We start from the raw sequence: 23,423 nt of genomic DNA on the forward strand, positions 1-23,423 counted from the left end.
TGTTGATAGCTCGCGCGACTTCGGTCGGTAGTTCCGAAGAGCTACCGACCGAAGAGTCGCCCGAGCAGGCCCTTGCGCTCCTGGTGGGCCGGACGAGTCAGGCGGGTCACCTCGATCGGCGCCAGCCCACGGAGCTCCAGCAGCCGGTTCGCCGCCGCGATCGTGTCGGTCAGGGCCGGCGGGTTGGCCCGATCGGGTACCAGACCGGCGGCCTTGAGCGTGTCGGGCACCGTCCCGGCATCGAGCCGCTCGGCCCAGGCGGCCGGGCTGAGGTTCAGAAATTCGATGTCCGACGAGGACGCCCGCGGGCTCACGTCCCGGCGACCGTCCCCATCCACCGTCCGCCCCACGAGCAGCGCCGCCAAGCTCTCCGCCCGGTACGTCGCCCCGGCGTGCAGCTCGTGATCAAGCAGCACCACCTGGCCCGGGTGCCCGTTCGGGCCCGGCGCGAGATCGGCGGCGTAGACGTTCCCGGCGCCGTCGGTGCCCACGGGGAACCACAGCGGCGAACCGATCGCCGCCTGCACCCGGCCCGCGGGGTCCTCGGGCGCGAACGTGCCGGCGTCGGCGGTCCAGGTACTGAACCGCGCGGCGGGCAGGAATGCCGCGCGCAGAAAGCTGCCCTCCAGCGGCACTATCTCGAACCCGCCGAACCGTCCCTCCTCGGCGGCGAGCTTCAGGTTGCCCGACCCGGCGGCGGTGTACAGCGCGCGCACCTCGTCGGGCAGCCGCGCAGCGTCGGGCAGGGCGGCCTCGGCGGCCTCGATCTCCCCGGGGGTTGCGCCGACGGCGCCGGGCATCCGCTCCGCGATCACCTGCGACACGGCCTCCGGATCCGCCGACGGCGCCGGCGCTGCGCCGGGCGGCGCAACGATCGTCGCCAGGTACTGCGCCGGGAGCGCCCCGGGCTCCAGCACCACCTCGAGCACCGGTGTGACCGGCCCGGACACGACAGCGGGCGGGAGCGTGAAGAGCTCGACGGTGTCCTCGTCGGGACGCGCACCCGCGCACACCCGCACGGGCCGGTCGGTGTCGGACGTATGCCCGGAGATCGCCCGCAGCGCGTCGTCGAGGTCGGCCTTGGGACCACGTCCGCCCGTCCGCGCGGCCTCGCGGGCGAGCTCGCGGTAGCTGGCGCGCCGGGCGTCGTCGTCGCCGTCGTCCAGGTACGTGCCCTGACCACCGCCGGGACCGATGGTGCCGACGAACTCGCTGACCTTCGTCCCGGGCGGTGCGGACCGCCGCAGCGCATCGACGAACGGTTCCCAGGTCTGCCACTCGGTGAGACTCACGGTCCACATGATGCCCGCCCATGGCTAGGCGTGTCGGCTTGACGTTCCGTAGACTCCAGCCATGGCCGAGGTGCGGGTCTTTGCTGGTACCGGGGGTCAGCGCTTCGCTCGTCAGATGTGCGCTGATCTCGATGTTCCGTTGAGCCCGATCAAGATCCAGCGTTTTGCCAATGACTGCCTGCAGGTCCAGCTCCTGGAGAACTGCCGCGAGCGCGACGTCTACCTGGTGCAGTCCGTGGTGCGACCCGCGCAGGAGAGCCTGATGGAGCTCCTGCTGATGATCGACGCCGCCAAGGGCGCTTCCGCCCGCCGGATCACCGCCGTCATGCCGCACTTCGCGTACGCGCGCTCGGACAAGAAGGATGCGCCGCGCATCTCGGTCGGCGGCCGTCTTGTCGCGGACCTGCTGGAGACGGCGGGCGTGAACCGCATCCTCACGATGACGCTGCACGCACCGCAGGTGCACGCGTTCTTCCGGGTGCCGACCGACCAGCTGAACGCGCTGCGGGAGCTGGCGGCGCACTTCCTGCCCAGCGACCTCTCGAAGGCCACGGTGGTCTCCCCCGACCTGGGCAACGCGAAGAGCGCGTCAGCGTTCGCGAAGATGCTCGGCGTCCCGGTCGCAGCGGCCGCGAAGGAGCGGTTCGACGGCGACCGGGTCGAGATCACGTCCCTGATCGGCGACGTCACCGGGCGCGACATCATCGTGCTCGACGACGAGATCGCCAACGGGTCCACGATCATCGCCATCCTCGACCTGCTCCGCGAGCACGGCGCGCGCAGCGTCCGGATCGCCTGCACGCACGGCATCTTCGCCAACGACTCTCTGCACCGCATAGCGGCCGACCCGGACGTGGTCGAGGTCGTCACCACCGACACGGTGCCGACGGCCGGGCTGCTGGCGCACGACAAGCTGACGGTGATCAGCGTGGCCCCGGCGTTCGCGGAGGCGGTGCGCCGCATCCACAGCGGCGAGTCGGTGAGCGCCCTGTTCGACCCCACCCACGTCTGACTCAGGCGCGCTCGGCCCACCACTTCTTGAGCTCTTCGGTTGCCGCTTCCTCGCCCAGCGGGCCCCGCTCCATGCGCAGGCTCAGCAGGTACTTGTAGGCCTCGCCCACCTCGCGCGACGGCGAGATCCCCAGGATCGCCATGATCTGCGTGCCGTCGAGGTCCGGGCGGATCGCGTCGATCTCCTCCTGCTCGCGCAGCACGGAGATCCGGTCCTCGAGGTCGCTGTACGCGTCGGACAGCCGCTTGGCCTTGCGCTTGTTGCGGGTCGTCGAGTCGGCGCGGGTGAGCCGGTGCAGCCGCTCGAGGAGCGGGCCGGCGTCGGTCACGTACCGGCGGACGGCGGAGTCGGTCCAGGCGCCGTCGCCGTACCCGTGGAACCGCAGGTGCAGCTCCACAAGCCGGGACACGTCCTTGACCACCTGCTTCTCGTACTTGAGCGCCCTGAGCCGCTTGGTGGTGAGCTTGGCCCCGACCACCTCGTGGTGGTGGAAGCTCACGCCGCCGCCGGGCTCGAAGCGGCGCGTCGCCGGCTTGCCGATGTCGTGCAGCAGCGCGGCCAGGCGCAGCACCAGGTCGGGCGCGGGCACCGCGCCGTCCGGCCCGGTCTCCTGCGCGATGGCCTGCTCCAGCACCGTGAGCGAGTGCTGGTAGACGTCCTTGTGCCGGTGGTGCTCGTCGATCTCGAGCTGGAGGGCGGGCAGCTCTGGCAGCACCTGCTCGGCGAGGCCCGTGTCGACCAGCACCTCGAGCCCGGCGCGCGGGTTGTCGCTCAGGATCAGCTTGGTGATCTCCGCCTGCACCCGCTCGGCGGACACGATCTCGATCCGCCCGGCCATCGCGACCAGCGCGGCGAGCGTCCCCTGTTCCACGTGAAACGACAGCTGGGCCGCGAACCGCGCGGCACGCATCATGCGCAGGGGGTCGTCGTCGAACGACCGCTCGGGCGCGATAGGGGTGCGCAGCACCTCTGCCGCGAGGTCGGTCAACCCGTCGAACGGATCGACGAAGGTCAGCTCGGGCACGCGCACGGCCATCGCGTTCACGGTGAAGTCCCGGCGGGACAGGTCGCCGTCAAGGTTGTCGCCGAACTCCACGAGCGGCTTGCGCGACGCCGGGTCGTACCTGTCGGTCCGGTAGGTAGTCACCTCGACGACGACGTCGCCCCGGCGCGCCCCGATCGTGCCGAACTCCTTGCCGATGTCCCAGTTGGCGTCGCCCCAGCGCGCGAGGATCTTCTGCGTTTGGTCCGGCGAGGCCGACGTCGCGAAGTCGAGGTCGTTGCTCGCACGACCGAGGAACGCGTCCCGGACCGGACCGCCGACCAGCGAGAGCTCGTGCCCCGCGGCCCGGAACTCCTCGCCCAGCTCGAGCGCGGCGGGCGCCATCTCGGTCAGCACGCCGAGCGCGCGCCGCAACAGGTCCTGCTCAGGGATAGACACAGCCCAAGATTCTCCCAGACGTGACGCGGCACCACTCACCGCAACGTCGCGCGCCCGGTCAGGTCCCGCGATCCGGTGTCCGGAACCGCCCGCGCGCCCCCCACCTGACCGGACCAAGGGCACTCAGTCGGTAGTGTTGGGGCATGTCCACCCCTTTTCCGGCGAGCGACCGTTCAGACGGTCGTCCGGAGGTGCCTCCGCCGCCCGGCGGGGCTCCCTTGCGGGTGAACCCTGCCCGTCGCGCCGCAGCGGCGAGCACCACGGCGCATCTGCCCATCGTCGACGAGACGTCGGCCGGCGGTCTGGTGCTGCGGGCCGAGCCCGAGCACCCCGAGGACTTCTCCGCTGCCGTGCTGCTGCGGCGCAACCGCACGGGCCGCCTGGAGTGGTGCCTGCCGAAGGGCCACCTCGAGGGCCGCGAGACGCCGCAGGAAGCGGCGATCCGCGAGATCCGCGAGGAGACCGGCATCCGCGGCTCTATCCAGGCCGAGCTGGGCGTGATCGACTACTGGTTCACCGGTGAGGACCGGCGAGTCCACAAGGTGGTGCACCATTACCTCTTGCGCGCGGAAGGCGGTCACCTGACCGTGGAGGACGATCCGGACGGCGAAGCCGAGGACGCTCTCTGGGTCAGGGTGGACGAGCTCTCCGAGCGCCTGTCGTACCCGAACGAGCAGCGACTGGCCGCGTCCGCCCTGGATCTCCTCGAGTCCTCGAGCAAGCTCCGGGACGCGCTGCGTGCCGACGCCTTCCCCACGGAGCGCCCAGACCTGCCATGACGCAGCACCCCGACTTCCCCCACAGTCCCGCCCGCCGCCGGGCGACCCACCGCACCGGCAAGACAGGCGCCGTGCTGCTTGCGGCAGTGGTGCTGGTCGGGTCGGCCATGGTCCCGGCCTCCGCATCCGGTCCGACGGCGGTGCGGTCCCCCGTGAGCGCCGCCGAGGCTGCCGCCACCGAGCCTGCTACCGCTGTAGCCGCGGCCGAAGGCCCGCTGAGCGTCTCGGTCACCAGCATCTCGCACCCGGTAGCAGAGCCGGGCGATGAGGTGACCATCAGGGCGAGCATCACCAACACGACCGATGCCGCGATCTCCGGCGCGGAGGCCGCGCTGTCCGTCGACTTCCTCGCGCTCACCTCACGCTCGGACATCGCCGAGTGGGCCGAAGCCGACCTGCTCGACCGGACCTTCAACCAGCCCACGGTGGAGTCGGTACCGAACCTGGCACCGGGAGCGTCCACGGAGGTCTCGTTCACCTACGACCCGGCGGTGGCCTATCTGCGGGGCTTCGGCCCGCGCCGGTTTGCGATCACCGTCGACGACGCGACGGGCCGCATCGGCGTCGCGCACTCGTTCCTGCTGTACGACGCCGACGGCACCGAGCGCCAGCCCATGGAGCTCAGCGTCCTGGCCGGAGTGACGGGCACGGCCAGCGACCTGGCCGACGAGGACATGGTCGAGATCGAGCTGGCCCAGCTGGCCGCGTCGGGTCAGCGGCTCGACGGCGTGGTCGAGGTGGCGGAGAACAGCGACCTCTCGCTCGCCGTCGATCCCGCAGTGCCGGCCGTTGCCGCGGAGTCGAGCGACGAGGCGCTCACGGACTGGTACGACCGTCTGCTGGCCGCCGCGGAGAACACCGCCACCTACGCGCTCCCCAACCACGATCCCGATCTCGCGGCGCTAGCGCACGCGAACATCCGCACCACGGGTGGTGGTTCCTTCCTCAACACGCCACGCCTGGGCACCTGGACGATGCCCGAGTCGTGGCGGTCGACCCTGGCCTGGCCCGCAGACGGCGGCATGCCCGACGTCGAGACCCTCGGCCTCGCCGTCACCGCCGAACGACCGGACGTCATCGTCAACGGCGGGCTGGAACCCGTGAACGGCGGCCCGGCGACGGGGCGGGCGGAGGTCAGCACCCCTGCGGGCACTGCACACGCGGTGGTGACCGACCCGACCCTCACGCAGGCGTTCCTCTCCGCGACCGACCTGTTCGGCGCCGAGGTCGCGTCCGCCACGGAGACCACAGCCGGTGCGACAGACCTCGGTACGGCCACCACTACCGCCGAGGGCACCCAGCGCCTCCTGGCGGAGACGGCCGCCATCGCGAGCCAGTCGCCGGCCGACCCGCCCGCCATGGCGATCGTCGCGCCACGGACCTGGACGCCCGACGCCGAGGCCGCGGCCGCCATCCTCAACGCACTCGACGACTCGGACTGGGTCACCACCACGACGCTGGACACGCTGCTCGGGCAGGACGCGCCAGACGTGGCCCGCACTCCCCTCCCCGACCGGCAGGTGATCAGGGGGGAGCTCAACACCGCCAGCGTTGCCGCACTGGAACGCGCGCGCGACGCGGTGATCACGTTCTCGGCGGTCGCCGGCGACAACCCCGCGCCTATCTCGCGTCCGGGTGTCATTCGCCTGGCCGGCCCGCTGTCCGTCGCGCACCGCGCGGATCCCGGCCTCCGGGAGGTGCTGGTGCAGCGGACCCTGGACGCCGTGACCGCACTCACGAAGGAGTCCGTGTCGGTCGTTCCCCGGCAGGACATCAACTTCATCACCGACGTCGGCAACATCCCGGTGCGGGTGCGCAACGAGCTTCCGGTGGACGCGACAGTCACCGTCGTCCTGCGCCCTGACCATCCTCGGCTCACCGTCGACGCCCGGCGCACGGAGACCATCCCGGCCGGCCAGGAGATCGATGTACAGGTCCCGGTCCGCGCGATCGGCTCCGGCGACGTCGAGGTTGCCGCGCAGCTCCTCACGCCGACGGGCGCGAAGTTCACCGACGACTCGTCGTTCCAGGTCCGCGTCCGCGCGGGCTGGGAGGAGGTCGGAACCTGGATCGCCGCCGGCCTCGTCGCGCTGCTGTTCCTCGCCGGGATCTGGCGCACGGTGCGCCGCGGGCGTTCCCCGTACCGCGCCACCAGCAAGGATGTCGAAGAGGCGGTCGGCACGTCGGCCGAGCCGCCGGAGCCCGCACCGATGGCCGCCACGGATTCCGTGACCGTCCGGGCAGAGTAGTGTTTCGGCCGCCGCACACGTCGGACGATCAGCGCCGGGCGAGGCCCAGAGCACGGGAGTAGTCGCTTGACCCAGGAGAACGCCGTGACCGCACCGACCGACCCAGCGTCGGACCCCAGCCCTCAGGGCGCGAGCGGCACGAGTGCGCCCGCCGCACCGTCGTCGACCAGCAGCCTGGGCCGCAGCTCGATAGTGATGGCGGCCGGCACCGCCGCCTCCCGCCTGGGCGGCCTGGTGCGCAACACGATGCTCGTGGCCGCGATCAGCTCGGTGGGCAGCGTCTCCATCGCGTTCGACGTCGCCAACAAGCTGCCCAACGTGATGTTCGCGATCCTCGCGGGCGGCATGCTGAACGCCGTCCTGGTGCCGCAGATCGTCAAGGCGTTCCGCGCGCACAACACGCAGGAGCGGATCGACAAGCTGCTCACTCTCTCGGCTGTGGCCATCCTCGCCATCACCGCGATCCTCACGGGCCTGTCCGCGTGGGTGGTCATGCTGTACACGGACGGCTGGACCGCCGAGCAGCTTGCCCTGGGCACCATCTTCGCCTACTGGTGCATCCCCCAGCTGTTCTTCTACGGCCTGTACACGCTCCTGGGACAGGTGCTGAACGCCCGCGAGCAGTTCGGGCCGTTCATGTGGGCGCCGGTGGCCAACAACGTGGTCTCCGTCATCGGGTTCGGCATCTTCCTCCTGGTGTTCGGCACCTCGCCCGTGCTCGGCATCAACGACCTGTCGCAGTGGGACACCCCGCGCACCATCCTGCTGGCGGGCACGGCCACCCTCGGGATCGTCGCGCAGGCCCTGGTGCTGCTCGTCCCACTGCTGCGCTCGGGCTTCCGCTGGCACTTCCGCCTGGGGCTGCGCGGCATCGGGCTGCGTTCCGCGGGGTCGGTGGCCCTGTGGTCGCTCGCCGCGGTAGTCCTGGAGCAGGCCGGAATCCTGTATCTGACCCGGGTCTCGTCGGAGGCCGGTGCCGCGAGCACGGACCTGGTGGCGGTCGCGGGCCCCACCTCCTACACGCAGGCGCTCCTGATCTACCTGCTGCCGCACTCGCTGGTCACGGTCTCGATCGCCACCGCGCTGTTCACGGGGATCAGCAAGGCCGCCCAAGAGGGCGACACCGACCAGGTCCGGAGCGACCTCTCCCTGGGCCTGCGCACAGTCGGGGTCTTCACGGTGTTCGCGACGGCCGCGCTCGTCGTGCTGGCCGCGCCGGCCACGGCGTTCATCGTCCCGACAGCCGGCGAGGAGGGCACCGCACTCATCGCGCAAGTCCTGGTCGCGCTCTCGCTCGGGCTGGTGCCGCTCGGCGCGATGGTCCTCATGAAGTGGGTCTACTTCGCCTACGAGGACGGTCGCTCCGTCTTCTGGATCACCGTGCCGTCCACGGTCGCCCTCGTGGCCGGCCTGATCGCCGCGCAGCTCTGGCTGCCGATCGAGCTGTGGGTAGTGGCTGCCGGTGGCTCCTACGCCCTGTCGAACTGGATCACGGTGCTCCTGCGCACCCGCGGCCTCAAGCGGAAGCTCGACGGGCGGCTCGACGGCGCCCGTGTGCTCCTCCTCCACGCCAAGCTGCTCCTGGCCGCCGTCGTCTCCGGTCTCGTCGGCTGGGGCCTCTACCGGCTCGTCGGCGGGTTCGAAGCACTCTCCTTCGGCAGCGGCTGGGTGCTCACGATGCTCAGCGGCCTGTGGGTGTCCGCCATGTGCGGCCTGGCCATGCTCGCGGTCTACGTGCTGCTGCTGCGCCTGCTGCGCGTCGAGGAGCTGGGCCGGCTGCTTGGCCCGGTGCTGGCTCGCCTCAAGCGCTGAGCCGCTCCGTCGTCGTACCGCGCAAGCTCGTCGCACCGAAGCTCTCCGTACCGAGTTCGTCGAAAGCGCAGATCGCTGATCTGCGCTTTCGTCGCGTCGGGGCGACATTTCGGCGGGCTGTCAGCCGTTCCGCGTAGCATGGCGACGGCGCGTGATCCCCTTGGGTTGCGTACCTGCTACTGTCCCCCGACCGAGCGAGGAGGTCCGTGTGAGCACCGTCGAGCCAGGCAGCGTTCTGGTCGAGAGATACCGACTGCGCCAGCAGGCGTCCACAGACCTCGCCGCCGCGACCGCCTGGGAGGCGCAAGACCTCATCCTGGACCGGGAGGTCCGGTTGACGCTCGTGACCGGGCCTTATGCCGGCGACGCGCTCGACTCCGCACGGCGCGCGGCGCTCGTCACGGACCCCCGCCTGGTCCGTGTGCTCGACGCCGGTTCTGACTCCGACGGCCACAAGTACGTCGTCACCGAACCCCATACCGGTATGACGCTGACCGAGATCGTCTCGAGCGGCCTGGTCGACGAGCAGCAGGCCCGTGCGATCGTCGGCGAGACGGCCGCTGCCCTCGGTACTGCGCATACCCGCGGTGTGCACCACACCGCGCTGCGTCCCGAGGCCGTGCGGATCGACGGACACCGGGTGCGGATCACGGGCCTCGGTCTCGACGGCGGCCTCGCCTCGGGCGATACGCTGAACGGCAAGCCCGCGCAGCTCGACGCCCAGGGTCTGGTCGCCCTCCTCTACTACGCGATGACGGCGCGCTGGCCCGGCCAGGACCTCGAAGCCGCCTGGATCGCGAAGGACACCCTGATACCGCTGCCCGCGCAGCTCGACGATTCCGGCGCTGTAGCGCCGCTGTCCACGCTGGTCCCCCACGTGGACAAAAACATCGATGCTCTGGTGGCCCGGACGTTTGACGCGTCCGGCGGCACCGACGGTCCGATGAACCCCGACGACGTGACCACGGCTCTTCAGCCGTGGGGAGAGGTTTCCGTAGTGGCATCGCTGCCTGGATTTGTGCAGCCCGAGCCGGAGGGGCCGCGACGGCAGTCCATCGCCGACGCCTTCGGCGGCGAGGGAACGCCGCCCGTGCGCCGCCCCGTCTCCGGTCGGATCGCACGCACCGACGAGACCATCGCGGCGGGGGCGGGCAACGTGCCCGCCGGGTATCCCGAGCCGCAGAACGAGTACACGTACGAACCCCAGGCCTACGGCTCGCACGCTCCTGTGCCGCCTCCTCCCCCGGAGGCGGCCGCGCCGGGCTACGACCAGTTCGGCCAGCCCGCGGCTCAGGCCGGGCCCGGTTACAACCAGGTGGGGTACGCACAGCAGGGTGCGCCGCAGCAGTACCCGCCGCAGTACGCCCCGGGTATCGACCCCAACGGCGGCTACTACGACCAGGACGGCGGGTTCGCCACGCAGCCGGCACCCAAGCGCGGCGGCGTGAACCCCACGCCGATCGTGCTCGGGCTGGTCGGCGTCGCCGTCGTGGCCGGCCTGATCTGGGCGATCAACGCGGTGCTCTCGCCACCCCCCGCGCTGATCGCCGACGCCTCGCCCAGCCCCTCCGTGTCTACGTCGGCTGGCGGTGAGGGCGAGGGCAGCACAGAGCCGACCGCTCCGACGGAGACGGAGGCGCGCCCGGTGATCGACTCGGCCTCGCTGCTCGGCACGCTCGAGTTCCAGGGTGAGACCATCGACCACCCGGAGAGCGTCGAGCGCGCCTACGACACGGACCCGGTCACCTTCTATTACACGACCACCTACCAGCGGGCGGCGTTCGGCGGGTTCAAGGATGCGCTGGGGATCGAGCTGAGGCTCCGGGAGCCGGCGTCCGTCACCCGGGTGGAGCTGCTGACCAACACCCCGGGGGGCCGGGTGCAGATCCTCCAGGGCGGCGAGGGCGGCGAGGTGCTCGCCGAGGGCGCCTTCGAGAACACCACGACCTTCGAGCTGACCGAGCCCGTCGTGAGCGACTCGTTCACCATCTGGGTCACCGAGCTGCCGCAGGTCTCGGACGGCTTCAGGCTGGAGCTTTACGAGGTAGTGCTGAGCTGACCGAACGTCGTCAGCCATCAGGAGCAATCCAGAACGCCGGTGGGAACGAACCACATCATGAAAGATGGTTCGTTTCCCCGGCGTTCTTCGTGTCCCAGCTACCTGAGCCCGACGGTCCATCGAAGAATGTCGATGGGGTGTGGCGAGTTTCACGCTCACGACCGCGCCACAGGTGACCTGGCCTGGAACACTAGGACCGGCCCGCGTGTTATGGCGTGTGCCCACGGAACTCGAGGAGAACACCTTGACCGAACAGACCACCGCTCCGGCTAACGAGACCGGGACCACCGACGCACCCGTCCTCGACGTCGTCATCGTGGGGTCCGGCCCCGCGGGATACACGGCCGCCGTCTACGCGGCGCGTGCCGGCTTGGCGCCCCTGGTCATCGCAGGCTCGGTCACCGCCGGCGGCGCCCTGATGAACACCACCGAGGTCGAGAACTTCCCCGGCTTCCCCGCCGGGATCCAGGGCCCCGATCTGATGGACGCCATGCGTGAGCAGGCCGAGAAGTTCGGTGCCAAGGTCATCTGGGACGACGCCGAGCAGGTTGAGCTCACCGGCGCAATCAAGACGATCGTGACCGGTGGTGGCGACACCTACCGGGCGCGCTCCGTGATCCTCGCGACCGGCTCCGCGTACCGCGAGCTGGGGCTCTCCGACGAGAAGCGCCTCTCCGGACGCGGCGTCTCGTGGTGCGCCACCTGCGACGGCTTCTTCTTCCGCGACCAGGACATCGCTGTGGTGGGTGGCGGTGACTCCGCGATGGAGGAGGCGACGTTCCTTACCCGGTTCGCGTCCAAGGTCACCGTCGTGCACCGCCGCGACGGCCTGCGCGCCTCGAAGATCATGGCCGAGCGTGCCATCGCGGACCCGAAGATCGAGTTCGCGTGGAACAGCGAGATCGCCGGGATCAGTGGCGAGAACAAGGTCTCCGGCATCAGCCTGCGCGACACGGTCACCGGCGAGGTCCGCGATCTGGACGCGACCGGCGTTTTTGTCGCGATCGGTCACGAACCGCGCACGGACCTCGTCAAGGGCCAGGTCGACCTGGACGAGAACGGCTACATCGTCGTCGAGGGCCGCAGCACCCGAACCAACCTTCCCGGGGTCTTCGCGTGCGGCGACGCCGTGGACCACACGTACCGCCAGGCGATCACGGCGGCTGGCTCGGGCTGCTCCGCAGCACTCGACGCCCAGGCCTTCCTCGACTCGCTGAACGACTGATCTCCGGGCCGGCTCCCACCGGCCCCGCCCCACTCGGCCCCCAGCGGCCACGAACAAGGAGATGCTGGATGAGCACCATCAAGGTCACTGACGAGACTTTCAAGGCCGAGGTCCTCGACTCCGACATTCCTGTCTTTGTCGACTTCTGGGCCACCTGGTGCGGCCCGTGTCGCATGGTCGCGCCGATCCTCGAGGAGCTCTCGGACGAGTACGAGGGCAAGATCAAGATCGTCAAGATCGACACCGACGAGAACCAGCAGACCGCCATGGACTACGGCATCGTGTCGATCCCGACGCTCAACGTCTACAAGGGCGGCGAGGTCGTGAAGTCGATTATCGGCGCTCGCCCGAAGCGTGCGCTGACCGAGGAGATCGACGAGGTCCTCGCGGTCTGACCCCCGCTGCCACACCACGGAGCGCGTGCCGCGACCCACCCAGCCGACCCAGGTCGGTATGGGGCGCGGCACGCGCTCTTTGTCGTCCGACCTGTAGCCTCGTCGCCCCCGTAGCCTCACCGTTTCGCCACGAGGGGTCACTGGGCCGCACACCACCTCCGTGCGAGACTGGCCCGCGTGAACTCGCTTCCCGAGACCGCCGGTAACCGCCTCGACCCGTGGTTCGGTGCGTACGCGGAGCGTGCGCACGGCATGCGCGCCTCGGAGATCCGGGCGCTCTTCGCGGTGGCGAACCGCCCTGAGGTCGTTTCGCTCGCGGGTGGCATGCCGTACCTCGAAGGGCTGCCGCTCGACGTCATCGCCGAGGCGATGCAACGGCTCATCGCGACCAAGGGCACCACGGCGCTGCAGTACGGCTCCGGCCAGGGCGAGGAGGTCCTGCGAGAGCACATCACGCAGGTCGTCGCCCTCGAGGGTGTGTCCGCCCACCCCGACGACGTGGTCGTCACCACTGGCTCGCAGTCCGCGCTCGACCTTGTGACCCGCATCTTCGTCGATCCGGGTGACGTGGTGCTTGCCGAGGCGCCGTCGTACGTCGGGGCACTGGGTGTGTTCCGTGCGTACCAGGCCGACGTCGTCCAGGTGCCGCTCGACGCCGACGGGTTGATCCCGGCCGAGCTGGACGCGACGCTCACCCGCCTGGCGGTCGACGGCCGCCGCGTGAAGTTTCTCTACACCGTCCCGACGTTCCAGAACCCCGCGGGCGTCTCGCTGTCCGCCGAGCGTCGCCCGCAGATCCTGGAGATCTGCCGCCGGCATGGCGTCCTCGTCGTCGAGGACAACCCGTACGGCCTGCTCGGTTTCGACGACGAGCCGCTGCCCGCCCTGCGCTCGTACGACACGGACGGTGTGCTCTATCTCGGGTCGTTCTCCAAGACGTTCGCCCCGGGCTACCGAGTCGGCTTTGTGATCGCGCCGCACGCGGTGCGCGACAAGCTGGTGCTCGCGAGCGAGTCGGCGGTCTTGTCGCCGTCGAACGCCTCGCAGCTCGCCGTGGCTACGTACCTCGAGACCTGCGACTGGAAGGCCCAGATCAAGGCCTACCGCGAGCTGTACCGCGAGCGGCGCGACGCCCTGGTCGGTGCCCTCGGCGAGCACCTGCCCGATGCGTCGTGGAACGTGCCGCGCGGCGGGTTCTTCGTGTGGGTTCGGTTGCCCGACGGTCTCGACTCCCGGGCGATGCTGCCCCGCGCGGTCACCGCGCGGGTGGCCTACGTCCCAGGCACGGCCTTCTACTACGACGGCAGCGGCGCCGACCACATGCGACTGTCGTTCTGCTTCCCCACACCCGAGCGCATCCGCGAGGGTGTGCGCCAGCTGGCCGGCGTCGTGAACGGCGAGTCCGAGCTGGCGCGGATCTTTGGCACCTCCGCGCAGCTCGACCCGGCCAGAGATGACGTCGAAAGCCCCGGTCCTAACCTGGCGTGACGCTCCACGATCCGGGTCTGACCGCAGGTCACGCACGTGACCCGGGGGTCTGACACGATGGCAGCCGATCCGTTCATCCCGACCGAGTGAGTCCCTCGATGACCAGTTCCGCACGCGCCCAGCCCGCAGCAGCCTCCTCTGCTGCGCCCGTCGGCGCGCCCTCAGTCCCTTCCAGGCCCGACGCCGCAGACCGGTCTCCCCTGGTGGTCGTCCTCGCCGGTGGACTGTCGCACGAGCGGGACGTCTCCCTGCGGTCCGGTCGCCGTGTCGCCGAGGCGCTGCGTTCCACGGGCCTCGACGTGATCGTGCACGACGTCGACGCGGACCTCCTGACATTCCTCCGGGAGACGCGGCCCGACGTCGTATGGCCGCTGCTGCACGGTGCCTCGGGCGAGGACGGCTCGGTCTGCGACGTGCTCGACATGGTCGGCCTGCCCTACGTCGGCACTGGCCCGCGCGCGAGCCGCGGCGTATGGAACAAGCCGATCGCAAAGGCGACAATGCTCGACGCCGGTCTCGCGACCCCCGACTACGTGACGCTCCCCCAGAGCCTCTTCCGGGACCTGGGCGCGCAGCCGGTGCTCGACACGATAGTGCGGCGCCTCGGGCTCCCCCTCGTGGTGAAGCCGACCGAGGGCGGGTCCGCCCTCGGCGTCACCGTGGTGACCCGCGCAGAAGACCTGCCCCGCGCGATGGTGGAGTGCTTCGCGTACGGCGAGACCGCGCTCATCGAGCAGGCGATCGACGGGGTCGAGCTTGCGGTCAGCGTGATCGACGGTCCCGATGGGCCGGCAGCACTCCCCGCCGTCGAGATAGTCGCCAACGGCGGTTACGACTACGCGGCCCGCTACGTCGCCGGAGAGACGGAGTTCTTTGCACCGGCTCGCCTGAGCGCCGAGCACGCAGCCCTGGTGTCCGACGTCGCCGTGCGCGCACACCGGACGCTGCGCCTGCGCCACCTGTCGCGCACGGACCTGATCCTCGACGCCTCGGGCACGGCGTATGTGCTCGAGGTGAACGTCGCGCCCGGCATGACCGAGATGTCGCTTCTGCCGCAGGCTGCCGCAGCGAGCGGTCTTGATCTGCCGACGCTCTGTCGCGCGATCATCGATCACGCGCTGGTCCAGGCGCGGTAGCAGGCTGGGACCAGAGGCAGAACGGCCCCGGGCCGGCATCCCCTGTGCAGGGTGCCGGCCCGGGGCCTTTGTGTGCTCCTGGCGTGCGATGCGCCAGCCGTGCTGGTTGCGTGCTGGTCAGCTTCAGGCCTCGGATGCGGGCTTGAACAGGCCCCGCTCCTCCGGCGCCATCACGTTCAGGATGCGGTTGAGATCCTCGACCGACGCAAACTCGACGGTCATCCGGCCCTTGCTCTTGCCGAGCGCCACCTTGACCCGGGTCTCGAAGCGGTCGGACAGTCGCGTGGCCAGCTCGTCCACCGCCTCGCTGCGCGTACCGGCCCGCGGCGCCTTACGTGCCTTGCTGCCGCCGCCGTCGTTCTCCGTGAGCATCACGATCTCTTCGGTCGCCCGGACCGAGAGGCCCTCCGAGACGATGCGCTGCGCGAGCCGCTCGATCTCGGCGCCGTCGCTCAGCCCGAGCAGGGCACGGGCGTGCCCGGCCGACAGGACGCCGGCCGCCACGCGACGCTGCACCAGCGGGGGCAGGCGAAGCAGACGGAGTGTGTTCGAGATCTGCGGGCGGCTGCGCGCGATCCGGTTGGCGAGCTCCTCGTGGGTGCAGCCGAAGTCGTCCAGCAGCTGACGATAGGCCGCCGCCTCTTCGAGGGGGTTCAGGTCCGAGCGGTGCAGGTTCTCCAGCAGGGCGTCCCGCAGCATGTCGCTGTCTTCGGTGTCGCGGACGATCGCCGGAACGGTCTCGAGCCCGGCCGCTTGTGTGGCCCGCCAGCGCCGCTCGCCCATGATCAGCTCGTACTCGCCCGGGTGCTCCTTGTCCGGGCGGACGACGATCGGCTGGAGCACGCCGATCTCCTTGATCGACTCGACGAGCTCGTCGAGGTCGCTCTCGTCGAAGACCGAGCGCGGCTGCCACGTGTTCGGCCGAATCGACGTGACGGGCAGCTCCGCGAACCGCGCCCCAGGCACCGGCACCAGGTCCGGTGTTTCACGTGAAACAGCGTCGCCCTGCTCCCTGCTGAAGAACGTGTCGTTCAGGGCCGAAGCACCGCCGCCCTCGGCGGCCTCGCTTGCGACCGAGAGCCTGCCGCTGGCGATTGCCGTGTCCCACTGGACTGTGCTCGGCCGCGGTCCGGCGTTCTTGGCTGCCTTCTTCTCCAGGACCGGCTCCGTCAGGGCCGCGTTCACGGATACGGTGCTCACCGGGATCTCGTCGGTCTGGGCGAGTGCCGGCGACGGTCGTTCCTCGACCACGGTCGCGACCGAACCACCGAGAGCGCTGTCTGCGCCGTCGGGCTCACCGGATCCGGGGTTCAGCTCGTCCGGTTCAGGACCCGTCGGGATCAGGGCGCCAAGGCCCCGCCCGAGCCCGCGTCGCTTCGCACTCATCGTGTCTCCTCGTCGGTTCCGGTCCGACGCCGAGCGCGGACGGGCTTCGTTTCCATCATCACGGCGTGCATCTCGCCCTGGTCTCCACCGCGGATCATCAGTCCTGCGCCCCGACCGGCTCGGCCTGCGCCGCGCGCCGCGGGCTCGATCCGCCCTGACCGCGCTCTGCAAGCTCACGCGATGCCTGAAGGTACGCCAGCGCACCCGTCGATGTCGCGTCGTAGGTCATCACCGTCTGGCCATAGCTCGGGGCCTCGGAGATGCGCACCGAACGCGGGATGGTGGTCTTGAACGTCTCGGCCGGGAAGTGCGAGCGGACCTCGCCGGCGACCTGCTGGGCCAGGTTCGTCCGACCGTCGTACATGGTCAGCAGGATCGACGAGACGCGCAGCTCCGGGTTCAGGTGCGAGCGGATCAGGTCGATGGTCTTGAGCAGCTGGCTCAGGCCCTCGAGTGCGTAGTACTCGCACTGGATCGGGATGAACACCTCGCGGCCCGCAACAAAGGCGTTGACCGTCAGCAGGCCGAGGCTCGGGGGGCAGTCGATCAGGACGTAGTCGATGCGCTCCTCGCCCGCAGCGAGGCGATCCGCGAGGTACTTGTCGATCGCCTTCCGGAGCCGTGTTTCACGTGAAACAAGGGAGACCAGCTCGATCTCGGAACCCGAGAGGTCGATCGTCGCCGGCACTCCCCACAGGTTCGGAACGTCGGGGCACTGCTGGACCGTGCTGGCCAGCGACTCCCCCTCGACCAGGATCTCGTACACCGAAGGCGTGCCTGCCCGGTGCTCGATGCCGAGCGCCGTGGACGCGTTTCCCTGCGGGTCGTTGTCGATCACCAGTACGTTCAGACCGGACTGAGCCAATCCAGCGGCCACGTTCACCGTAGTCGTCGTCTTACCGACGCCGCCCTTCTGGTTGGCCACCGTGATGATGCGGGTCTTTGCTGGGCGAGGGAATCGTCGCCCCTGAAGTTCGATGCGTCGTCGAGCGTCCATTGCGAGCTCGGCGGCGACCGGAGTCGTCTCGTCGGCGGTCGGGACGGTTGCGATGAGGGCCGATCGACGCTCGTCATCGCCACCGTGCGGGCCGTCCGTGGGCTGCTGCGTGCCATTGGACATCTGCGCGGACCCGGAGGTTTCACGTGAAACACCGGGAGCGGAGAGGCTCTGCACAGGAATCGGATCCGTCACGCGGACACTGTAATCGCTGGCCACACCTTCTGGCTCGGACTCCAGTGGTCTTTCTGCGGCGGAATCTGTGAATTCCGTATCGACGAGGACTACCGCCTCGTCATCGTCGTACTCCGGACCGAATCCGATGACCGCGGGCGCCGCGTTGACTGCTGCGTCCAGCGCCTCACTCGCTCGCTTGATCGCGTCAGCCGGGACAGGGCGATCCGACGGCAGCTCCTCCATCAGATCTGGGTCCTCGGTCGCCGCCGACGGTAGAGCCGGTTCGCCGACTCCATCCACCGTGTCCCCCACGGGCTCCGCAAGCTTCTCGATGACGTCGACCTCGACCACCTCTTCTGTCTCGTGCGCGTAGAAGGCCTCGTCGAGCTCACCGGCGGTGGGCATGGTCACGGCCTCGATCAGCTGATCGAGCGCGGCCGTGCCCGTCCCGTCCGGCCCGGCGACGTCCTGGCCCCAGACCTCATCCCGTGGACCCGAGGTGACGATCAGGCGCTGGGGCGGTGCCATGTCGACGGAGGACGGGACGTCCGGCTCCGGACTCGCACTCACAGCTGTCGTCGCGGTCTCGGTCGCGGTCTCGGTCGCGATCTCGGTCGCGATCTCGGTCGCGATCGCCGGTTCAGCTTCCGTCGCCGACTCCAGCTCCGCGCCCGCGGGCTCAGGACGCCCGTCAGACTCGTCAGACTCAGCCTGCGCCGATCCCGAGGAGTCACCAGCCGGCTCAACCTCGACGTGCAGCACCTGCCCGGCCTCGTCCCCTGGATCGTCGGGCGCGGGCGCGCGGTCCGCCAACACCGCCACGGACGACGTCGTCATCTCCGACATCGCCGCCGATGTGGGCTCAGCCGCCGACTCGCCCCTCGGCGAGGCCTGCTCCGAAGCGGTCGGCTCGGCTGCCGCGGTCGGCGCTGCCGCCGCCGCGGGAGGAGCGGCTGCCGCTACTCGCTTGGACTTTCGTCTGAAGAAGCACACCCCTGTAACGCTAAGGTCGAGCGCCTGCTCAGACGTGCCGAAACGCCGACCTTCAGGGGATCAGATCCGCACATCGGCCCCCGATCGATGCCGCACTCCCGGTTCGGCCTGAATGTGCCCCTGCCCGACGTCGATTCGGCTCTCGCCCTGCTTCGGTTCCGCCCGCAGCACCAAGCGTCGTTTCACGTGAAACACGAGCCGGGCTCGTCCGTGAGGCGCCGTTCGTTTCACGTGAAACGCCGAGCCGGTCGACCAAAGCCTCCGTACGTTCCACGTGAAACAGTCCCTCGCGACGGGGCGCTCCAGGACTCCTGAGCGCATCGGTGGCGCCTCCTGATCCGCCACCCGCGACGACGTCGTATGGCGCATCTGATATGCCCGATGCTCCGGACGCGCGAATATCCTCGATGTGCCCAGGCACGTCTGACTCCATCCAAGGAGGCGTCTTGTCCAGACACATCTCTCGAGCCACCGCGCTGATCACCGCAGCTACCGCTGCACTAGTACTTGCCTTCGCGGCTCCAGCGGCTGCCGCAACCTTCCTCACTCATGCCCAGGCGACGAGTCAGCTGTACGCCGCCGGGATCGCGTGGACATCGAGTGGCGGCTGCAGCGACCGGAACGTGGCGACCTGCACGTCGTTCGAGCAGGTCCGGCAAGTCACCATCGACGGGATCCGAACTCTCCGCTCGGCGAGCACCTGTGCCATCACGATCACCGGCGGCACGGAGACCGGTCACTCGGGCGGAACCTACAGTCATTGGAACGGCTACAAGCTAGACATCCGCCGGACCACATGCATCGACAACTACATCACCGGCAACTTCACGTACGTCGGCTACATCCCCGGCTGGGGATACCAGTACCGCTCAGGGGCCGGGAATCTCTACACCAACGAGGGCAACCACTGGGACATCCTCTACTACAACTGCGGCGGTTGCTGACGCAGCAGGGAGCCGGCAACGCCGCACGGACCCCCGCAGAGCGCGAGCACGGAACAGCAACGCGGAACAGCGCCGGGGAACATCGGCAACAAAGAACGGGAGCGGCCGCGTCACTCGGCCGCTCCCGTTCTACCGTTCTACTTGAAGCACACTCGCCGTTCCACGTGAAACATCGTCCCAGGAAGAGCTACTTCCCCCGGCGGACTCGCACGATAGTCGTCGACTCCGCGCCCTCGACCGTGGAGCCCTCCAGGATCTCCGGGTCACCGACGCCGTACTTACGGAGCAGCTTGCGCGCGGGCTCCACCTCCTGTGCCACGTTGCGGCCCTTGAGGATCACCATCTCGCCGCCAACCCGCACGAGCGGCATGCTCATCCGGACCAGCTTCGACAGCGCAGCAACCGCCCGGGATGTCACGACATCAACCTCAAAAGCGCCGTGGTACTCCTCGGCCCGTCCGCGGTTCACCTGCACGTTCGTCAGTCCAAGAGAGGACACGACCTCATTGAGCCAGGTCGTGCGTCGCTCCATCGGCTCCACGAGAATCACCTCGAGCTGCGGTCGCATCACTGCGATCACCACGCCCGGCAGGCCGGCGCCGGATCCGATATCGATCAGCGATCCGGACTCGGGCAGGTAGGGCACCACCGCCGCGGAATTCAGGATGTGTCGCTCCCAGATGCGGGGAACCTCGCGCGGGCCGATCAGCCCGCGCAGCTCACCCTGGTCCAAGAGCAGCTCGGCATACCGCGCGACGCCGTCGTACGCGTCACCGAGGTACGCCTTGACCGCGTCGCTCGCTCCGAGGGTCTCGCCGTCGGGCACCTCCGCGAGAGCACCCGACTCCCCGCGACCCGCCTTGTCCGAACCGTCCACGTGTCGTCCTCCACTCGCTGTCGAAAGAGAGCCAAACACACCGAGGGCCGGTGCGCGTCCAGTGGACACACACCGGCCCTCGGCCGAGGCTGATGATTCAGTCCGTAGCTGCGGCCGGCTTCCCTGCCGGCTGGACCACTACATATCGCTCGGGCTCGACCCCGCGCGAGTCGCTGACCAGGCCGGCTGCTGCGACCGCATCGTGCACGACCTTGCGCTCGAAAGCGTTCAGCGGCTCGAGCTCGACCTCCTCGCCCGATGCCTGCACCTGCGCCACCGCCTCCTCGGCGATCCGAGTGAGGTCGACCCGACGTGCCGCCCGGTAGCCGCCGATGTCGAGCATCAGCCGGCTTCGTTCGCCCGTGCGCGTCTGTACCGCGAGCCGCGTGAGCTCCTGCATCGCGTCGAGCACCTCACCCTCCCGGCCGATGAGGTGACCAAGCGAGGCGGCGTCGTCCGCAACGACCTCGACCGCTGCCCGGTCGTGCTTGATGTCGAGATCGATGTCGCCGTCGAGATCAGCGATGTCGAGGAATTCCTCGAGATAGTCGGCAGCGATCTCGCCCTCTTCCTCGAGGCGCTTGGTCCGGTCCTCCGGATCCACGACCGCGGCCGCGGGATCGGGTGCGGTCGTACCTGTGCTCACGTTCATCGCGTCCTCCTCCTACTTCTTCTGCTTGCTCTTGGCCGACGCAGTCGAAGCGGCCCCGGGAGCGGTCCCGGGCTGCTTCGGCTTCGAGCCCGGCTGCTTCGCCGTCGTCGAGCCAGTCTGCTTGGGCTTGGTTGCGGGCTGCTTAGCGGCCGCCGCGTCGGTGGGCTTCGCTGTTGCCGCGTCGGTGGGCTTGACCGGCGGCTTCGGCGTCGTCGCGTCGGGCGCATCCTGCGGGGCCGACTGCGCGACAGCCGGACGAGGAGCCGGCGTGCCCGCTGGGCCCTTCTGCCGGTTCTTCCGCTTCGGCTGCACGCGCTGGCCGCTCTTCGGCTCCTCGACCACGGGGGTCTCGTCCTCGATGACCGCGCCACTCTTGGCCGCGCGCTTCGCGGCCTTCGCGGCCTGCCGCTCCTTCATCTGCTTCTCAGCGACAGAACCGGGCGTCGGCATCCGCCTGATCGTGTAGTACTGCTGGCCCATGGACCAGAGGTTCGTCACGGTCCAGTAGATCAGGACGCCGACCGGGAAGTTCACGCCGGAGATCGCAAAGACGAGCGGCAGCATGTACAGCATCAGCTTCTGCGTCTGCGCCATCGGGCCCTCGAGCGCCGACGGGGGCATGTTCTTCATCGTCAGCTGGCGCTGCGTCGTGAAGGTCGTGACGCTCATCGCGACGATCAGCACGATGACGACTATCCGCGAGGTCAGCGAGTCCGTCTGCAGGAAGACGTCGCTCAGCTGGGCGCCGAACAGGGTCGACGACTCGATGTCGCCGGCGACGGACTGGGTGATCGGGCCGATGGGGTCCTGGTCGCCGGTAGAGATCGCCTGCAGGCCGTTGAGCACGCGGAACAGTGCAAAGAAGATCGGCGACTGCAGCAGGATCGGCATACAGGACGCGAAGGGGTTGGTCCCGTGCTTCCGGTACAGCTCCATGGTCTCGCGAGTCATGTTCTCGCGGGAGGCCGGGTCAGTCTTGCCCTTGTACTTCTTCTGCACGGCCTGCAGCTCGGGCTGGATCATCTGCATCCCGCGCGAGGCCTTGATCTGCTTGAAGAAGAGCGGGATCAGGACGATGCGGATGACGATGACCAGGGCGACGATCGACAGGACCCACGCCGTGCCAGGGCCTGCCGACATACCGAGCGTCGTGAAGAGCCAGTGTGACCCGTAGATGATCCAGGCCACGACCCATTCGATCGGGTAGAGGAAAGCGAAGAAGTCCATCGGTCAAGAAGCTCCAGAGTCGGTGGCGCAGAGTCTGCGGTGGGTGCGGGTATCGTGTCGGCGGCCGACGCCGGGGCAGGTCAGCCCTCGGCGTGTGTGTGCGCGCCGCGCACGGGCGGCACGTCGTCGACGCCGCCGAGACTCCACGGGTTGCACCGCAGCAGCCGCCACAGCGCGAGACCCAGCCCACGCACTGCACCATGGCGCCGCAGCGCGATCAGGGTGTACTGCGAGCAGGATGGGTAGTACTTACAGCTCGGGGGGCTCATCGGGCTGATGAACGCCTGGTAGAACCGGACCATCCCCACGAGGAGAGTCACCGGGAGCCGCCCGACCAGCGAGGGCTCGCGCAGTGGTGCCTCGTCCTGTGGTGCGGAGGTCGTGGTCATCTCTTCCCGTCTCCGGTCGCGCGGGCGACTGCACGGCGCAAGCTCGAATCGAGGTCCCGATCAAGATCCGCGTAGGTAGCGGCGGCCGAGGGCGGAAGGGCACGCACGACGGCGCGGGCGGCGACCGGCAGCTCAGAGAGCTGTCGCGCCGCGGCGGCACGGAGCCGACGCTTCACCAGGTTGCGCTGCACGGAGTTACCCACAGCTTTGGAAACGACAAAACCGACCAGTGGAGTTCCCGATTCCGGCTCCGAGACATTTTCGTCCGGAACCAGGAGGTGAACCACCATGGTCGATCGACCTGCACGCGTGCCGCGACGCACCGTCCGCTCGAAGTCGACGGAACGGCGCAGACGGTGCGCCGCGGGCAGCATGGTCAGGCTGAGAGCTCGGCGCGACCCTTGCGACGACGGGCCCCCAGGATGGCGCGGCCGGCGCGGGTGCGCATGCGCAGCCGGAAGCCGTGGGTCTTCGCACGACGGCGGGTGTTCGGCTGGAAAGTCCGCTTGCTCACGAGGTACTCCAAGAACGTCGGGGTAGGCACACCGTCTGTCCTCGACGATGCAGTGAATGTTGGCCGTTCGATACAGCGATCGGCCGAGCCGACCCGGGGCCTGGTCCACTGGTCGTGGCCGACGTCGAAACGACGTGGCTCGAAACCATGTGTGGGCGCGCAGAAGTACCTGGAACGGCTGTATGACGTTACGCCGCCGGGGCCCTCCGGGTCAAACCAGAACCGCAGGATCATGCGTGTCGGACGCGCCACATCGTGCGCCCGGTCCACCTCACGAAACTGCCGGTTACCGGCTCGTGTACCACTGTTTCAGCGGCGATCCGCGCAATCCACAACCTGTGGACAACTGTGTGGACGGTGCCCCATCATGGCAGACTCC

20 protein-coding genes are annotated in these 23,423 nt (G+C 69.4%); 10 read left to right on the plus strand and 10 right to left on the minus strand.

The window, feature by feature from the left end:
* Nucleotides 1-41: 41 nt before the first annotated feature.
* Nucleotides 42-1,292 (minus strand): SMI1/KNR4 family protein, encoded by a 1,251-nt coding sequence (locus AB1046_RS16305; protein ID WP_369370344.1) that lies wholly within the window; start codon nucleotides 1,290-1,292, stop codon nucleotides 42-44.
* Nucleotides 1,293-1,353: 61 nt separating this feature from the next.
* Here AB1046_RS16305 and AB1046_RS16310 point away from each other — a divergent pair, with 61 nt between their 5' ends.
* Nucleotides 1,354-2,304, plus strand: a complete 951-nt coding sequence (locus tag AB1046_RS16310) for a ribose-phosphate diphosphokinase (protein ID WP_369370345.1) — start codon at nucleotides 1,354-1,356, stop codon at nucleotides 2,302-2,304.
* A 1-nt stretch (nucleotide 2,305) separates the two neighbouring features.
* Here AB1046_RS16310 and AB1046_RS16315 read toward each other — a convergent pair whose 3' ends face one another.
* Entirely contained in the window at nucleotides 2,306-3,745 is a 1,440-nt protein-coding gene (locus tag AB1046_RS16315) for a CCA tRNA nucleotidyltransferase (protein ID WP_369370346.1), read from the minus strand.
* A gap of 143 nt (nucleotides 3,746-3,888) precedes the next feature.
* Here AB1046_RS16315 and AB1046_RS16320 point away from each other — a divergent pair, with 143 nt between their 5' ends.
* The 8 genes from AB1046_RS16320 (at nucleotide 3,889) to AB1046_RS16355 (ending at nucleotide 14,888) form a co-directional block, all read left to right on the plus strand.
* Nucleotides 3,889-4,524, plus strand: coding sequence for an NUDIX hydrolase (locus tag AB1046_RS16320; protein WP_369370347.1), 636 nt, complete (start codon nucleotides 3,889-3,891; stop codon nucleotides 4,522-4,524).
* Complete coding sequence (locus AB1046_RS16325) at nucleotides 4,521-6,773, plus strand: DUF6049 family protein (RefSeq protein WP_369370348.1); 2,253 nt, start codon at nucleotides 4,521-4,523, stop codon at nucleotides 6,771-6,773. Before AB1046_RS16320 ends, AB1046_RS16325 begins: the two co-directional genes overlap by 4 nt.
* 84 nt (nucleotides 6,774-6,857) lie before the next feature.
* On the plus strand, nucleotides 6,858-8,585 hold the full coding sequence (murJ, locus tag AB1046_RS16330) for a murein biosynthesis integral membrane protein MurJ (RefSeq protein WP_369370349.1): 1,728 nt from the start codon (nucleotides 6,858-6,860) through the stop codon (nucleotides 8,583-8,585).
* 208 nt (nucleotides 8,586-8,793) lie between these two features.
* A complete protein-coding gene (locus AB1046_RS16335; protein WP_369370350.1) occupies nucleotides 8,794-10,644 on the plus strand; it encodes a protein kinase family protein in 1,851 nt (616 codons plus the stop codon).
* 244 nt (nucleotides 10,645-10,888) lie between these two features.
* Nucleotides 10,889-11,869 (plus strand): thioredoxin-disulfide reductase, encoded by a 981-nt coding sequence (gene trxB / locus AB1046_RS16340; protein WP_369370351.1) that lies wholly within the window; start codon nucleotides 10,889-10,891, stop codon nucleotides 11,867-11,869.
* Nucleotides 11,870-11,937: 68 nt separating this feature from the next.
* On the plus strand, nucleotides 11,938-12,264 hold the full coding sequence (gene trxA, locus AB1046_RS16345; RefSeq protein ID WP_369370352.1) for a thioredoxin: 327 nt from the start codon (nucleotides 11,938-11,940) through the stop codon (nucleotides 12,262-12,264).
* Nucleotides 12,265-12,441: 177 nt separating this feature from the next.
* Nucleotides 12,442-13,752 (plus strand): PLP-dependent aminotransferase family protein, encoded by a 1,311-nt coding sequence (locus tag AB1046_RS16350; protein ID WP_369370353.1) that lies wholly within the window; start codon nucleotides 12,442-12,444, stop codon nucleotides 13,750-13,752.
* Nucleotides 13,753-13,850: 98 nt separating this feature from the next.
* The gene (locus tag AB1046_RS16355) at nucleotides 13,851-14,888 is read left to right on the plus strand and encodes a D-alanine--D-alanine ligase (RefSeq protein ID WP_369370354.1); all 1,038 of its coding nucleotides are present in this window, start codon (nucleotides 13,851-13,853) and stop codon (nucleotides 14,886-14,888) included.
* 123 nt (nucleotides 14,889-15,011) lie between these two features.
* Here AB1046_RS16355 and AB1046_RS16360 read toward each other — a convergent pair whose 3' ends face one another.
* Together AB1046_RS16360 and AB1046_RS16365 are read right to left on the minus strand one after the other, a co-directional pair.
* Nucleotides 15,012-16,274, minus strand: a complete 1,263-nt coding sequence (locus tag AB1046_RS16360; RefSeq protein ID WP_369370355.1) for a ParB/RepB/Spo0J family partition protein — start codon at nucleotides 16,272-16,274, stop codon at nucleotides 15,012-15,014.
* Nucleotides 16,275-16,371: 97 nt separating this feature from the next.
* Nucleotides 16,372-17,976, minus strand: a complete 1,605-nt coding sequence (locus AB1046_RS16365) for a ParA family protein (RefSeq protein ID WP_369370356.1) — start codon at nucleotides 17,974-17,976, stop codon at nucleotides 16,372-16,374.
* A 911-nt stretch (nucleotides 17,977-18,887) separates the two neighbouring features.
* Here AB1046_RS16365 and AB1046_RS16370 point away from each other — a divergent pair.
* On the plus strand, nucleotides 18,888-19,385 hold the full coding sequence (locus tag AB1046_RS16370) for a hypothetical protein (RefSeq protein WP_369370357.1): 498 nt from the start codon (nucleotides 18,888-18,890) through the stop codon (nucleotides 19,383-19,385).
* Between the two features lie 187 nt (nucleotides 19,386-19,572).
* Here the strand turns inward: AB1046_RS16370 and rsmG are convergent, their stop codons facing one another.
* The 6 genes from rsmG to rpmH all read right to left on the minus strand — a co-directional run bounded on the left by rsmG (nucleotide 19,573) and on the right by rpmH (nucleotide 23,044).
* The gene (gene rsmG, locus AB1046_RS16375) at nucleotides 19,573-20,262 is read right to left on the minus strand and encodes a 16S rRNA (guanine(527)-N(7))-methyltransferase RsmG (protein WP_369370358.1); all 690 of its coding nucleotides are present in this window, start codon (nucleotides 20,260-20,262) and stop codon (nucleotides 19,573-19,575) included.
* Nucleotides 20,263-20,359: 97 nt separating this feature from the next.
* Nucleotides 20,360-20,914, minus strand: coding sequence for a protein jag (locus AB1046_RS16380; RefSeq protein ID WP_369370359.1), 555 nt, complete (start codon nucleotides 20,912-20,914; stop codon nucleotides 20,360-20,362).
* A 12-nt stretch (nucleotides 20,915-20,926) separates the two neighbouring features.
* Entirely contained in the window at nucleotides 20,927-22,141 is a 1,215-nt protein-coding gene (gene yidC, locus AB1046_RS16385) for a membrane protein insertase YidC (RefSeq protein ID WP_369370360.1), read from the minus strand.
* A gap of 80 nt (nucleotides 22,142-22,221) precedes the next feature.
* The gene (gene yidD / locus AB1046_RS16390) at nucleotides 22,222-22,530 is read right to left on the minus strand and encodes a membrane protein insertion efficiency factor YidD (RefSeq protein WP_369370361.1); all 309 of its coding nucleotides are present in this window, start codon (nucleotides 22,528-22,530) and stop codon (nucleotides 22,222-22,224) included.
* Nucleotides 22,527-22,904 (minus strand): ribonuclease P protein component, encoded by a 378-nt coding sequence (gene rnpA / locus AB1046_RS16395; RefSeq protein ID WP_369370362.1) that lies wholly within the window; start codon nucleotides 22,902-22,904, stop codon nucleotides 22,527-22,529. The genes yidD and rnpA overlap by 4 nt, the downstream gene beginning before the upstream one ends.
* Nucleotides 22,905-22,906: 2 nt before the next feature.
* Nucleotides 22,907-23,044 (minus strand): 50S ribosomal protein L34, encoded by a 138-nt coding sequence (rpmH, locus tag AB1046_RS16400; RefSeq protein ID WP_369370363.1) that lies wholly within the window; start codon nucleotides 23,042-23,044, stop codon nucleotides 22,907-22,909.
* Nucleotides 23,045-23,423 lie beyond the last annotated feature (379 nt).

It is taken from the genome of Promicromonospora sp. Populi (genome assembly GCF_041081105.1).
Classification (GTDB): Bacteria; Actinomycetota; Actinomycetes; order Actinomycetales; family Cellulomonadaceae; genus Promicromonospora.